Source organism: Puniceibacterium confluentis, assembly GCF_007923445.1.
Classification (GTDB): Bacteria; Pseudomonadota; Alphaproteobacteria; order Rhodobacterales; family Rhodobacteraceae; genus Puniceibacterium; species Puniceibacterium confluentis.
The window spans coordinates 226,262-238,806 of sequence record NZ_VOJI01000001.1 but is presented as its reverse complement, the minus strand read 5'-3'; the positions used below and the strand labels follow the sequence as shown (position 1 = coordinate 238,806).

Genomic DNA, 12,545 nt, shown 5'->3' with positions numbered 1-12,545 from the left:
ACACCTGCGACCGCACAGCGGCAGGCGACCGAAACCAGGGGGGGCCGAACGCAGGGCGCACCGCAACATCAATGCGCTGCGGTGGCTTGGCGTGTGCCGCTGCTGCCGGATGACCCTGCACCTTTGCGCCACGCCCGGCACCATCGCCCGAACAGGGCGACGGTGCCGGCTTCTGAATGCCACCAGCCGCCTTCGGCAGATTTCTACCGGTAACGCGCAGGAGAGCGGCGATTTCTTTCGGAATCGGCCAAAACAGGGTATGGTCCCTAAAAAACAGGCACATCAGCAGGGCGATACACATGGATCTTCAGGTCATTCGCGGGGCCATTGCCTCGGTCTTCTTATGCAGCGGCGCGGTTGCGGCCCCCCTGGACTCGGAGGTCAGACCAGCCCAGCGCCCGGAAAATACGGAAGTGTCGCGCGCGGCGGTGACACTGGTGACAACGCCAGAGGCGCCGCAGGTCTCGGTCCGCCCCGAGGTCCGGCCAAAAGACGCCGTGATGCCGCCAGCCGCCATGCTGGCACCGCACCCCGGGTTTGATGCCTGGGTGCGGGGTTTTCGGTCCCGGGCCCTGGGAGCCGGGGTCAGCGGCGCGGTTTTCGACCGGGCATTCCGCACTGCCCGCTATGATCCCGAGGTGATCCGGCGCGATTCCAATCAGGCCGAATTCACCAAGTCGATCTGGGACTATCTCGACAGCGCGGCATCCGAGACGCGGGTCACCAACGGCCGCGCCGCCCTGCGGGACAACACCGCCACCCTGGCACGGATCGAGGCAAAATTCGGCGTCGACAAGGAAATCGTGCTGGCGATCTGGGGCATGGAATCCGCCTATGGCACCCATCGCGGTTCGCTCAGCATCGTCAATTCCCTGGCCACGCTTGCCTATGACGGGCGGCGCGGTGCGTTCTTTGAACAGCAGCTGATCGCGGCGCTGAAAATCCTTCAGAATGGCGACACCACCCCCGAGACGATGACAGGAAGCTGGGCCGGGGCGATGGGGCACACCCAGTTCATCCCGACCTCTTACGAAGCTCTGGCGGTGGATTTCGACGGCGACGGACGGCGTGACATCTGGTCGGATGACCCCACCGATGCCCTGGCCTCGACGGCGGCCTATCTGGCGCGCTACGGCTGGGTAAAGGGCATGCCCTGGGGCGTCGAGGTGCAGCTGCCGAAGGGATTCGATTATTCCGACGCTGCGCGGGACGTCGTGAAACTGCCCAGCGATTGGGCGCGGCAGGGCGTGGTTGGCATGGATGGCGCACCGGTGCGGGACCATGGCACCGCCTCGGTATGGCTGCCCGCCGGAGCCGGGGGCGCGGCCTTTCTGATCTTCAAGAACTTCTCGGTGATCGCGCGGTACAATGCGGCCGACGCCTATGTCCTCGGCGTCGGGCACCTGGGCGACCGGATTCGCGGCAAGGGTCCGATCAAGGCGGAGTGGCCGCGCGCTGACCGGGCGCTGAGCTTTGCCGAGCGCCAGGAGATGCAGCGTCTGCTGACAGCGCGCGGCTTTGACACCAAGGGGGTGGATGGCCGGGTCGGACCGCTGACGATCAAGGCCGTGCGCGGCTTTCAGCGCTCGGTCGGCATGGCGCCGGATGGCTATGCCTCGCTGAACGTGCTGACGCGGCTGCGCTAGGCGCGCGTCCGCACGGCGGCGAAGAAAACCAGTTACCCCCGGGTCCCGGTTGTCGGCAGCGGCAGGCCAAAGGCGGTCAGCACACGCGTGTACACCTCGCGCTTGAACGGCACGATGTTCGCCACCAGTTCGGACGGCGGCAGCCAGCGCCACTCGGAAAACTCCGGGTGGTCGGTGGCGATGTTCACATCGGCGTCAGTGCCGTGAAATCGCAGCAGAAACCATTTCTGCTCTTGTCCGCGGAACCGCCCCTTCCAGATCCGCGGCACGATGTCGTGCGGCAGGTCATAGGGAATCCAGTCTTCGGTTTCGGCGGCGACGGTGACCAGTTCGGCGGGCACTCCGGTTTCTTCCCGCAATTCCCGCAAGGCGGCGTCTTGCGGCGCTTCGCCGTCGTCAACGCCGCCCTGGGGCATCTGCCAGGCCGCCGTGTCGTTGTCGATCCGCTGCCCGACAAAGACCTCGCCCGCAGCGTTCATCAGCATCACTCCGACACAGGGCCGGTAGGGCAGTTTGGCGATGTCGTCGGGGGTCATGGTTGCACCTTTCTGGCTATGGTCTCTGCATACAAAATTGCCTCCCGGCTTTCCATCCCCCGCACCAACGCGAAACGCCCCACCGGTCCGGCGGGGCGTGCACGATGGAACCGAAAGCAGTCTTACTCCTTTGGACCCAGTGCCGAGAGGCCTTTGAGAATATCAATGGCATAGGCCAGCTGATAATCCTCTTCGCGCAATGCCGCGGCGGCGTCGGCTCGGGCGCGGTCCTCTTCGATCTGGCGGATCTCGTCTTCGGTCAGGCTGTCGTTGTTCAGCGAACCGCGCAGATCAGCCTCGGAGCGGGTCGCCGGGGTTGTCCCGGGTTCTTCCTCCTCGGAGGCCGGAGCCGGGCGGGGTTGCTCTACGACGATGTCCGGCGAAACACCCAGTGCCTGGATCGAACGGCCCGAAGGCGTGTAGTAGCGCGCCGTGGTCAGGCGCATGGCACCATCCCCGCGCAACGGCATCACGGTCTGGACCGAACCCTTGCCAAAGCTCTTGGTGCCCACGACGATGGCTCGCCGGTGATCCTGAAGCGCGCCGGCCACAATCTCGGAGGCCGAAGCGGAGCCGCCGTTGATCAGCACGACAATCGGTTTGCCCATTGCCAGATCGCCGGGCGTGGCGTTGTAACGTTCGCCGTCCGCCGGGTCGCGGCCACGGGTCGATACGATCTCGCCCTTTTCAAGGAAGGAATCCGACACCCGGATCGCCTGGGTCAGCAGGCCGCCGGGGTTGTTGCGCAGGTCCAGCACAAACCCGTTGACGTTGTCGATACCACCCGCAGCCTCGACCTGTTCGGCAAGCCCGGCTTCCAGATTGGGGGTGGTCTGGTCGTTGAAGGTGGTCACCCGCAGCACGACGGTGTCGCCTTCGATCCGGGTGCGCACCGCCTGGAGTGTGATGGTGTCGCGGATGATTGACACGTCAAAGGGCTCGGGCATATCTTCGCGCACGATGGTGATCACGATTTCCGAACCCACCGGCCCGCGCATCAGATCAACCGCATCGTCCAGCGTCAGGCCCAGAACCGATTCACCATCCACATGGGTGATGAAATCGCCGGCCTCGATGCCGGCCTCATCCGCCGGGGTGCCGTCGATCGGCGAGACGACTTTGACAAACCCTTCTTCCTGCGTGACCTCGATCCCCAGACCGCCGAATTCGCCACGGGTCTGTACCCGCATGTTCGAGGCGTCATCCGGCGAGAGATAGCTCAAGTGCGGGTCGAGCGAGGTCAGCATGCCGTTGATCGCCGCTTCGATCAGCTCGCCCTCGTCGACTTCCTCGACGTATTGTGCGCGGATGCGTTCGAAGATGTCGCCAAACAGGTCGAGCTGCTCGTAGACGCTGGACGTCTTGGCCCCTTCCTGCGCCAGCAGTGGCCCCACGAACTGCGTGGTCGCGATCACGCCGGCGAGCGTACCGCCCATCGCGGCCATGACGAATTTCTTCATTGTGTCATCCCTTGTCGGTTGAGAACCAGGTCATCGGGTCCACGGGCAAATCACCCTGTCTGACCTCTATATAGAGCGTTTCCGGGCGGGCGTTTCCAGCCCTATCACCGATTGGTGACAGGATATCCCCGGTTTCCGCCTCGGTGCCCCCCATAAGCCCGACCGGTGCACCGGCTGCAAGAACCTCGCCGATTTCGCCGTAGACGGTGTCGAGCCCGGCCAGAACAAACAGCAGGTCAGCCTGCGGTTCGAGTATGCTGACAAGCCCGTAGTCCAGCAGCGGCCCGCGGTAGCGGATTGTGGCACTGGTCGGGGTGGTGACCAGGGCGCGCGGGCGGGTGGCCAGAACCACGCCGGGGCGTTCCACCCCGGCTGCATCTTCCTGCCCCGCTCGGCGCAGGATTTGGCCGGACACGGGCCAGGGCAGCGTGCCCATGCGCCCCTCGATGGAGGGCAGAAGGCTTTCGGAATCCTCTTCGGTGATTTCACTCAGGCCACTGGCAAAGCCTTCCAGCGTTTCGGTGGCGGAAATCAGGATCGCGGTGCGCACCGGATCCTCGGTAAAGCGCATCGGCAGTTCGGTGCGCTCGGCCATTGCATGGCTCAGAGCGGTGCGCGCCTGCTGCACCCCGGCCAGACCCTGCTGCAATGTCTTTACCGCATCCTCCTGCAACTGCCGCAGTGTCGTCACCTCGGCGAGATCGGCGCGCAGGTCCGCCGCATTGGCCGCCAGACCCGGCGTCACCGCCGCCAGCAACATGCCGGAACGGGCGGTGCCCACCGGCCCCGCAGGGTGCAGCAGGGTTTCCGGCGCCGCCGCACGACCGATGCCCTGCAGCGCCCCCAGCAACTGCGCCACCTCATCTTCGCGGCCCCGCAATTTGCGGCTGAGTTCGGTTTCGCGGATTGCCGCGTCGCGCAATCCGTCACGCATCGCCGAAAGCCCGGCCTCATAGGCACGCACCGTTTCGGTCAGCGCCCTGATCCGGTCGCGCGCGCCGTCGGCACGGTCAAGCTGGACTGTCGCCGCCTCGAGCTGCGCCGCTGCCGCCCGTGCCGCAGCCGCCGATTCCTGCGCCACGGCAGGGGCGGCCAGGCACATCAGACATAGCGCGGCGCGACGTATCACAGCAGCAGGCTCTTCCCGGTCATTTCCTCGGGCTGCTCCAGCCCCATCAATTGCAGCAGCGTCGGCGCCAGATCGGACAACCGCCCGTCGCGCAGCCTGCTCTTTTTCGGCCCGCCGAACAGCACCACCGGCACTAGGTTCAACGTATGCGCCGTGTGCGGGCCGCCGGTTTCCGGGTCGACCATGGTTTCGCAATTGCCGTGATCGGCGGTCACGATCATCGCTCCTCCCGCGGCCCGGACCGCGTCGAGCACCCGGCCAAGCCCGGCGTCCACCGCCTCGCAGGCCCGGATCGCCGCCTTGAGATCGCCGGTGTGCCCGACCATGTCGGGATTTGCATAGTTGGTGATGATCAGATCATAGCCCCGTTCGATCGCCTCGACAAACTTCTCGGTCACCTCTGCCGAGGACATCTCTGGCTGCAGGTCGTAGGTCGCGACGTTCGGCGACTTGGGCATAAAGCGATCCTCCTGCGGCTCGGGCGTTTCCTTGCCGCCGTTGAGAAAGAAGGTCACATGCGGATATTTCTCGGTTTCCGCCAGGCGGAACTGGGTCTTGCCCTGCTTGGCGACCCATTCGCCCAGAGTGTTGCGCAGGTCGCGCTTCGGGAACACGGTCGTCATGTAGGTCGCGTGATCCTCGGAATATTCGACCATCCCGAGAAAACCGGCAAGCTGCGGCCGGGTCCCGCGGGCAAAACCGTCGAACTCCGGCGCGCCGATGGCGGCAAGGATTTCGCGGGCGCGGTCGGCGCGGAAGTTGAGGCAGAAAAAGCCGTCACCCTCGCGAATGCCGTCATAGCCGTCAATCACCGTGGCCGGGATGAATTCGTCGGTCACATCGGCCTTGTAGGCCTGTGCCACGGCCTCTTTCGCGCTGGCGGCAGTCTCGCCCTTGCCATGCACCATGGCGTCATAGGCGGTTTGCACCCGCTCCCAGCGGGTGTCGCGGTCCATGGCAAAGTAGCGCCCGATCACTGTGGCGATATGCACGTTCTGCGGCAGGCGCCTTTGCAGCTTTTCGATATACGAGGCGGCGGATTTCGGTGCCACGTCGCGGCCGTCGGTGATGGCGTGGATCAGCACCGGAACCCCGGTCTGGCTGATCGCCTTGGCGGCGGCAAAGATGTGGTTGAGGTGGCCGTGAACCCCGCCGTTGCTCACCACTCCCATGAGATGCGCGGTGCCGTTGGTGTCCTGCAGGGTCTGGATCATCTCCTGCAGGGCCGGGTTCTTGAAGAACGTGCCGTCCTCGATCGCAAGGTCGATCTGCCCGAGGTCCATCGCCACGATCCGGCCGGCGCCGATGTTGGTGTGCCCGACCTCGGAGTTGCCCATCTGCCCGGACGGCAGGCCCACGTCGGGGCCGTGGGTGATTAGCCTGGCCCTGGGGCAATTGGCGGAGAGCCAGTCCATCGTCGGGGTGTGGGCAAGCGCGGGCGCGTTGGCGGTGGTATCGTCACGCAGCCCCCATCCGTCGAGGATGGTGAGAACAACGGGTTTCGGCGTGGTCATGAGGCGCACCCTTTGGTGTCAGGAGGGGTTTGGGCGCGGTCTAGCAGAGGTTGGCGGGGATGTGGAGGGGGATGTAGTAACTGCTTCATGCCCGTCCAAAGTGTCAAAACTGTGCGGCGTTGACGCGGGCTGAACCAGCGGCATTCTCGAATGGATGGTATTTGGTCAAAAGACGGGAATTGATTGGACTGACGCGAACGAAACCGACGGCAGGCTCGGGACACATTGAATACAGTCGGTGTTCCTGAGCCTAGACGATTTGGCTAGACGCCTTACAGGCTATACATCTGAAATCACTGACGGCAAAATCTTCCGGAGCCAGAATGGCCACATCGAAACAAGATATAAGTGGGCTGCCCCACATCAGATGATGACTGATTTTGACGAACGAAGGAACCGTTTCGAGCTCCCCCATATTTGCCTTGATGCATATCTCTCCACTGATCCGGAACATCCCTTAATTTTGAGTCTTGCAAGGTCAATTCATGTTTCTGAAGGAGAGGGGATTATTGACATTCAGCTTGTGGGTTCATTTGAAATCGAGCTCCAAATTTAGCCATTGCAGCCAATATTGCTTCGAAATTTCGGTGCATTTCTGCCTTCGATCAAACGGCAAGCCCGGAACCAAGCCGACGGCACCGGGCAGCGCCTGCCCCTCCCCGGGGCTGGCGCTTGGGTGACGTCAGCGCATGGCTCTGCATGACGAATGATGTGGCGCGCATTAAATGCGCCGCCAAACCGGTGCAAACGCCACCTCAGGGGCAGGCAATGCCCGGCGCGGGTTGAAGCCGGGTCAGCCCTGAAGCGACTTCACCACCAGATCGCCCTCTGTGCGGGACTTCATCGCCAGAGCGGCGGCATGGGCGCCGGCGGCTGTGGTGAAGTAGGGGATCTTGTCGTAGAGCGCGACCGAGCGGATCTCGCGGCTGTCCTCGACCGCCGCGGCGCCTTCGGTTGTGTTCAGCACCAGGTCAATGGCCGAGTCCTTCATCAGGTCGACCACGTTGGGCCGCCCCTCGTAGACCTTTTTCACCAGCTCGCATTCGATCCCCTGTGCCCGCACGAACCTGGCCGTGCCGGCGGTGGCGACAATCTTGAAGCCGAGGTCGGACAGGATCTGGGCGCATTCCGCCATCTGCGGTGTCTTGTCATCGTCGCGGATCGACAGGAACACCGTGCCGCCCAGCGGCAGGTGTGTGCCCGCCCCCATCTGTGCCTTGAGGAAGGCGCGGGGGAAGGAGCGGTCCCAGCCCATGACCTCGCCGGTCGAGCGCATTTCCGGCCCGAGAATGGTGTCGACGCCGGGGAAGCGGGCAAAGGGCAGCACCGCCTCCTTGACCGAGAACCACGGCATGTTCGGGTCGGCCAGCGTCATCGGGTCGGCCAGCGGCAGCGGCGTGTCATAATCGGCATCCACCGGATAGGGCGCGCGCAGCGGGAAGTTCGACAGCGGCTCGCCGGCCATGATGCGGGCGGCGATACTGGCAATCGCAGAGTCGGTGGCCTTGGCGACGAAGGGCACGGTGCGCGAGGCGCGGGGGTTGACCTCGATCAGGTAGATCTCGTTCTCGCCGGCCTCATTGGCCTTGACCGCGAACTGCACGTTCATCAGGCCAACGACGTTGAGACCCAGCGCCAGCGCCCGGGTCTGCACCACGATTTCCTCGATGACCGCCGGGTCCAGCGAATAGGGCGGCAGCGAGCAGGCCGAGTCACCCGAGTGCACGCCGGCCTCTTCGATGTGCTGCATGATGCCCGCGACATGCACATCGGTGCCGTCACACAGGGCGTCGACGTCCAGTTCCACAGCCCCCGAAAGGTAGCTGTCGAGCAGCACCGGGCTGTCGCCCGAGACCACCACCGCCTCTTTGATGTAGCGCTCCAGATGTGCGGTGTCGCGGACGATCTCCATCGCGCGGCCGCCCAGCACGTAGGACGGGCGGATCACCAGCGGATAGCCGATGCCATCGGCAATCGCCATGGCCTGGGCGTCGGTGCTGGCGATGCCGTTCTTGGGCTGCCTGAGGCCCAGTTGGTTGACCAGCGCCTGGAACCGTTCGCGGTCTTCGGCAAGGTCGATGGCGTCGGGTGAGGTCCCGAGGATCGGGATGCCCTCGGCTTCGAGCATATCCGCCAGTTTCAGCGGGGTCTGGCCGCCGAACTGCACGATCACGCCGTGCAGGGTGCCGTTGTCCTGCTCGACCCGCAGAATTTCCATCACGTGTTCAAAGGTCAGCGGTTCAAAGTACAGCCGGTCAGAGGTGTCGTAATCGGTCGACACGGTTTCCGGGTTGCAGTTGATCATGATGGTTTCATAGCCGGCCCCGGTCAGCGCAAAGCAGGCGTGGCAGCAGCAATAGTCAAACTCGATCCCCTGGCCGATCCGGTTCGGACCCCCGCCCAGAATGACCACCTTCTTGCGGTTCGAGGGGCGCGCCTCGCATTCGACTTCGCCCATCATCGGCATTTCGTAGGTGGAATACATGTAGGGCGTCTGCGCCTCGAATTCCGCCGCACAGGTGTCGATGCGCTTGAACACGGCGGTAACACCCTTGGCGTGGCGTTTGCTGCGGATGTCCTTTTCGCTGAACCCGGTGAGGGTGGCGAGGCGGGCATCGGTGAAACCCATGATCTTGAGCTGCCGCAGGCCGTCTTCGTCCTGCGGCAATCCGTTTGCAATCACCTCGGCCTCGGCTTCGACGATTTCGCGGATGCGGGCCAGGAACCAGGGGTCGAACATGGTGACGCCGTGGATGTCGTCGTCCGACACTCCGTGGCGCATCGCCTGGGCAATGACACGGATCCGGTCCGGGGTCTGTTTCGACAGTGCCTTGACCACGGCGGACTTTTCGGGCGCTCCGGGAATCTCGATGTCGTCGAACCCGGTCAGACCGGTTTCCATCGAGGCCAGCGCCTTCTGAAAGCTTTCGTGGATGGTGCGGCCGATGGCCATCGCCTCTCCCACTGACTTCATCGCCGTAGTCAGGTGCGGCTCGGAGCCGGGGAATTTCTCGAAGGCAAAGCGCGGGATCTTGGTCACGACATAGTCGATGGTCGGCTCGAAGCTGGCCGGTGTCACCTTGGTGATGTCGTTGTCCAGCTCGTCCAGCGTGTAGCCTACGGCGAGCTTGGCGGCGATCTTGGCGATGGGGAAACCGGTCGCCTTGGACGCCAGTGCCGAGGAGCGTGACACCCGCGGGTTCATTTCGATCACCACCATGCGGCCATCGACGGGGTTCACCGCCCATTGCACGTTCGAGCCGCCGGTTTCGACCCCGATTTCGCGCAACACGGCAATGCTGCCGTTGCGCATGATCTGGTATTCCTTGTCGGTCAGGGTCAGCGCCGGGGCCACGGTGATCGAATCCCCGGTGTGCACGCCCATCGGATCGACGTTTTCGATGGCACAGACGATGATGGCGTTGTCGGCCTTGTCGCGCACGACCTCCATCTCGAATTCCTTCCAGCCCAGCAGCGACTCGTCCACAAGGATCTGGTTGACCGGCGAGGCGTCCATGCCGGTGCGGCAGTAATATTCATAGTCTTCGCGGTTGTAGGCCACGCCGCCGCCGGTGCCGCCCAGCGTATAGGCCGGGCGGATGATCGCGGGCAGGCCGACATATTCCAGAGCCTCCAGCGCCAGCCGCACACCTTCCTTCAGGTCCGCCTTGCCGTTTGCCAGCTTGGGGGCGGTGATGATCGTTGCCTTGGGGTTCTCAAGGCCGATACGGTCCATCGCCTCGCGGAACAGCTTGCGGTCTTCGGCCATTTCGATGGCCTCGCGCTTGGCGCCGATCATCTCGACATTGTATTTCTTCAGCACACCCATCTCTTCGAGCGCCAGAGAGGTGTTCAGGCCGGTCTGGCCGCCCATCGTCGGCAGCAGTGCGTCGGGACGCTCTTTCTCGATGATCTTGGCGACGACTTCCGGCGTGATCGGCTCGATATAGGTGGCATCGGCCAGTTCCGGGTCGGTCATGATCGTCGCCGGGTTCGAGTTCACAAGGATGACACGGTAGCCTTCTTCACGCAGGGCCTTGCAGGCCTGGGCTCCGGAATAGTCGAACTCGCAGGCCTGGCCAATCACGATGGGGCCAGCTCCGATGATCATGATGGATTTGATATCGGTACGTTTCGGCATGGCTGACCTCGTCAAAGCGGCAGGAGAGTGCACCCGGCGACCCGGGATGCAGACTCGGGGCCGGGGTGCAAATTGTCGTGGGTTATAGACAACGCGGGTTCGGGCGCAACCCCATACCCGCCCGCCCGCCCGACGCGTTCGTGTCGGCCAAAGGCAGAGTTGCCGCAGGCGGCGACGGCATCCGGACGCCGGAACCGGCGATGTCGGCGTCTGACGGCGCGTGCGGCTTGACTTTCGCGCCGCCACAGGATGTACCGCCCTCACCCGGATTTCTAAGAGGACCAGTGCTTATGCATGCCTATCGCACCCACACCTGCGCCGATCTCACGGCCGCGAATGTCGGCGACACCGTCCGCCTGTCGGGATGGGTGCACCGGGTCCGCGATCATGGCGGCATCCTGTTCATCGACCTGCGTGACCACTATGGCATCACCCAGGTTCTGTGTGATCCGGATTCGGCTGCCTTTGGTGACGTAGAAAAGGTGCGCAGCGAGTGGTGCATCCGCATCGACGGCGAGGTCAAGGCACGCGACGCGGCGCTGGTGAACCCCAAGCTGCCCACCGGCGAAATCGAAGTCTTCGTGCGGGGCATCGAGGTACTGGGCGCGGCCGATGAACTGCCGCTGATCGTCTTTGGCGATCAGGAATACCCCGAGGAAACCCGCCTGCGCTATCGTTACCTCGATCTGCGCCGCGAGGTGATGCAGAGGAACATGACCCTGCGTTCGGATGTGGTCGCCTCGATGCGCCGCCGGATGTGGGATCAGGGCTTTCGCGAATACCAGACGCCGATCATCACCGCGTCGTCGCCCGAAGGCGCGCGCGACTTTCTGGTGCCCAGCCGTCTGCACCCGGGCAAGTTCTATGCCCTGCCGCAGGCGCCGCAGCAGTTCAAGCAGCTGATCATGGTGTCGGGTTTTGACAAGTATTTCCAGATCGCGCCCTGTTTCCGCGACGAAGACCCGCGCGCCGACCGCTCGCCCACCGATTTCTATCAGCTTGACCTCGAGATGTCGTTTGTCACCCAGCAGGACGTGTTCGACACCATCCAGCCGGTGATCGGCGGCGTCTTCGAAGAGTTCGGCAAGGGCCGCAAGGTCGACCAGACCTGGGAGCAGATTTCCTACAAGGATGCGGCGCTCTGGTACGGCACCGACAAGCCCGACCTGCGCAACCCGATCAAGATGCAGGTTGTGAGTGAACACTTCGCTGGCTCCGGGTTCGCGATCTTCGCCAAGCTGCTGGAGCAGGACGGAACCCAGATCCGCGCCATCCCCGCCCCCGGCGGCGGCTCGCGCAAGTTCTGCGACCGGATGAACGCCTTTGCGCAAAAGGAAGGTCTGCCCGGCATGGGCTATATCTTCTGGCGCGATCAGGGGCAGGGCATCGAAGCCGCCGGACCGCTGGCCAAGAACATCGGCCCCGAGCGGACCGAGGCGATCCGCCAGCAACTGGGCCTGGATGTTGGCGACGCGGCCTTCTTCCTGGGGGGCAAGCCCAAGCAGTTCGAGGCGGTCGCAGGCCGGGCGCGCACCGCGATCGGTGAAGAGCTGGGCCTGACCGACAAGGACCGCTTTGCCTTTGCCTGGATCGTGGATTTCCCGATCTACGAAAAGGACGCCGAGAGCGGCAAGATCGACTTTGAGCACAACCCCTTCTCGATGCCGCAGGGCGGGATGGAGGCGCTGCTCGGGGATCCGCTCGACGTGCTGGGGTTCCAGTATGACCTGGCCTGCAACGGCTATGAACTGGTCAGCGGCGCGATCCGCAACCACCGCCCCGAGATCATGTTCAAGGCCTTCGAGATCGCCGGCTATGGCGAGGAAGAGGTGCGCAAGCGCTTTGGCGGCATGGTCAATGCCTTCCGTTTCGGCGCCCCGCCGCACGGTGGCTGCGCCGCCGGCATCGACCGCATCGTGATGCTGCTGGCGGACGAGGCGAACATCCGCGAAGTCATCATGTTCCCGATGAACCAGCGCGCCGAGGACGTGATGATGGGCGCACCGAGCGAGCCGACCCCGGAGCAGCTGATGGAGCTGCGCCTGCGGTCGCTGCCACAGGAATAGTTCAATGCGTGGCGGCCTTCGGGTCGCCACCTTTGCCTCCACCGCCGTGTATC

The 12,545-nt window shown here is 64.1% G+C and carries 7 protein-coding genes; 2 read left to right on the top strand and 5 right to left on the bottom strand.

The genetic code is table 11. From position 1 onward, the window contains the following. The first annotated feature begins 299 nt into the window (after window positions 1-299). Window positions 300-1,646: a lytic murein transglycosylase gene (locus FOY53_RS01045; protein ID WP_146584782.1), complete on the top strand. Its 1,347-nt coding sequence runs from the start codon at window positions 300-302 to the stop codon at window positions 1,644-1,646. A 32-nt stretch (window positions 1,647-1,678) separates the two neighbouring features. Here the strand turns inward: FOY53_RS01045 and FOY53_RS01040 are convergent, their stop codons facing one another. From FOY53_RS01040 to carB, 5 genes are all read right to left on the bottom strand, one after another. After that, window positions 1,679-2,182, bottom strand: a complete 504-nt coding sequence (locus FOY53_RS01040; protein ID WP_146584780.1) for an RNA pyrophosphohydrolase — start codon at window positions 2,180-2,182, stop codon at window positions 1,679-1,681. A 122-nt stretch (window positions 2,183-2,304) separates the two neighbouring features. Continuing rightward, window positions 2,305-3,642, bottom strand: a complete 1,338-nt coding sequence (locus FOY53_RS01035) for a S41 family peptidase (protein WP_146584778.1) — start codon at window positions 3,640-3,642, stop codon at window positions 2,305-2,307. A 4-nt stretch (window positions 3,643-3,646) separates the two neighbouring features. Continuing rightward, window positions 3,647-4,744 (bottom strand): murein hydrolase activator EnvC family protein, encoded by a 1,098-nt coding sequence (locus FOY53_RS01030; RefSeq protein WP_146584775.1) that lies wholly within the window; start codon window positions 4,742-4,744, stop codon window positions 3,647-3,649. 23 nt (window positions 4,745-4,767) lie between these two features. After that, window positions 4,768-6,285 carry a 2,3-bisphosphoglycerate-independent phosphoglycerate mutase gene (gene gpmI / locus FOY53_RS01025; protein ID WP_146584773.1) on the bottom strand — a complete coding sequence of 506 codons (1,518 nt, stop codon included), beginning with the start codon at window positions 6,283-6,285 and terminating at the stop codon, window positions 4,768-4,770. A gap of 793 nt (window positions 6,286-7,078) precedes the next feature. Further along, window positions 7,079-10,426, bottom strand: coding sequence for a carbamoyl-phosphate synthase large subunit (carB, locus tag FOY53_RS01020; RefSeq protein ID WP_146584771.1), 3,348 nt, complete (start codon window positions 10,424-10,426; stop codon window positions 7,079-7,081). A gap of 290 nt (window positions 10,427-10,716) precedes the next feature. On the opposite strand from carB, the gene aspS reads away from it, so the two are divergent. Then, window positions 10,717-12,492, top strand: coding sequence for an aspartate--tRNA ligase (gene aspS, locus FOY53_RS01015; RefSeq protein ID WP_146584769.1), 1,776 nt, complete (start codon window positions 10,717-10,719; stop codon window positions 12,490-12,492). Window positions 12,493-12,545 lie beyond the last annotated feature (53 nt).